The following is a 1,785-nucleotide window of genomic DNA, read 5'->3' on the forward strand; positions in this document are numbered from 1 at the left end:
CTTCAGCAATAAGGCGTCTTACTGCAACAGAAATTTGATATCGGCGTTTTGTCGTTTTAATCGTAGATAAATATTTCAGAAATTTAAGAAATTCAACATCATCAAAGTTGGTTGTTATTAATTTACTTTTATTCTCTTTTTTTAAATATTTAATTAATTCACCAAGTGCACTTTTATCACCGATACTTATGTTTTTCCCACTTATTATTTTTGCGGATAAGTTTCCGATAGATACTTTTTTATTTCCCATTTCACCAAATCTATATTTCATTTATTTGTCGTTAAGTTTTCTGATAATGTGTTTTTAACATAATCTTCACGAAATTTTGAAAACGAAAATATATGGTTTTTGTTGATGGTGTTATTTGGTAGGCTTTGGTGTGCTGATTTTATTCTTGGGATGTTTAATTTATATGTGATTATTTTATTATTTTTAGGTGTAATTAACCCAGAAATTGAGGGGTATCTAATTCCACTATGTATTAGTGAAAATAGTAACTTTTTATATTCTGGCTTTTCTATAATAGCCATTAAAATAGTAGCATCACTTATATGTTTCTTTGATACGTCAGGAAGGTTAGAGCAGAAAATATTAATTATGTCTTCTCGTTGTTTTTTATTACTAAAAATATTTAGGATATTACGGTTATCAGTAATTCTTCTAAGATAATTAGAGTGTAATAAATCATTGTGGTCTTTATAACCTAGAGCATGAGCTAACCAATCATACCTTTTTTTTGACGGTATATTACTAAAACCTGATATTTTGGTTATTAACAATGAAAATTGTTTTGCTTTTAACTTAAAGATGTCGGATGGAGAAATTTGAGGTAATGAATGGTTTTTAGACATAGTTTCACCTTGGTCGTAGTGCAGCATTGAAGTTTGCTATGCGACTCTCATGCAAAATGCCACTGAAAAGTGATTACTTTGTCTATTCAAAACTATCGTCTTTGCCTTGAGTCGGGCTAGGTGACGATAACCTTTACAATTTTACGTTACCAAACTTGGCGTTGTATGTAAATTTTGATGTGTTGATTTTATGTAAAAGTTTGAGTTAAAACACATTTTACATACGTTACTCATATTGATAACGCATGTGTGATGAAGTTATGCGTGATTACAGATTCTGCTTTTTTTTAAAACTCTATAGATACCGAGAGGTATTATTTATCCTGATATTTTGTCAAACGTAGTAGTGCAACTATCACAAAATACATCCATAAAATCTTTTACTTCAGGCATTTCAGTAATAAGTCTTTTAATTTTTGGATCAAGTCCTTTTTTGACATGTAAAAATTCATCATTGTTAAATCGAAGTTCGTTTAGAGTCTTTATATAAGCTGATAGAATATCTGCTGCTTTTACAATCGCTTTATATTCAGCGTCTACATTTTTTTGAACAAGTAAATCTGAGAACTCATTACGTAAATCCTCTGGTAATGTTTCTAAACATTCTTTTTCTGCAATATCTTCAAGTTTTTTAAATGCTGCTGTAAATTCAGGGCTGTGGTACTTGGTTTTTGAATTTATATCCTGAAGTTTTGTTTCTGATATTTCATGATAAATGGCGGTAACTGCAGCTTTTTCTGGATTTAAGTTACCGCCATATCGTTTGTTTTTAATGACAGTTAATAAGTGAGCTATTACCGCAACCTGATGAGAATGTTCTGAAACATTTTCTTCTTGAAAGCAGTGCATTAATGCCCAGCGTTTTATTAATGGCATACGTGTCACCCATGCCATGAATGTACTTTGTGATTTTTTCAACTGAATATCCTTACA

3 protein-coding genes are annotated in these 1,785 nt (G+C 30.4%); all 3 read right to left on the reverse strand.

The features are described 5' to 3' along the window. Nucleotides 1-271: hypothetical protein (locus M901_RS01765; protein ID WP_034719547.1), on the reverse strand; the 271-nt coding region annotated here is incomplete at its 3' end. After that, a complete protein-coding gene (locus M901_RS01770) occupies nucleotides 268-852 on the reverse strand; it encodes a hypothetical protein (protein WP_021276443.1) in 585 nt (194 codons plus the stop codon). The genes M901_RS01765 and M901_RS01770, both read right to left, overlap by 4 nt. A 318-nt stretch (nucleotides 853-1,170) precedes the next feature. Continuing rightward, nucleotides 1,171-1,770 carry a 5'-deoxynucleotidase gene (yfbR, locus tag M901_RS01775; RefSeq protein WP_011080968.1) on the reverse strand — a complete coding sequence of 200 codons (600 nt, stop codon included), beginning with the start codon at nucleotides 1,768-1,770 and terminating at the stop codon, nucleotides 1,171-1,173. Between the last annotated feature and the right edge of the window lie 15 nt (nucleotides 1,771-1,785).

The sequence above is a fragment of the Bacteriovorax sp. DB6_IX genome (assembly GCF_000447775.1).
Classification (GTDB): domain Bacteria; phylum Bdellovibrionota; class Bacteriovoracia; order Bacteriovoracales; family Bacteriovoracaceae; genus Halobacteriovorax_A.

Bases quoted from the DNA above. Each gene is read 5' to 3' on its own strand.
- M901_RS01770 (WP_021276443.1), bottom strand. From the start codon at position 852: ATGTCTAAAAACCATTCATTACCTCAAATTTCTCCATCCGACATCTTT.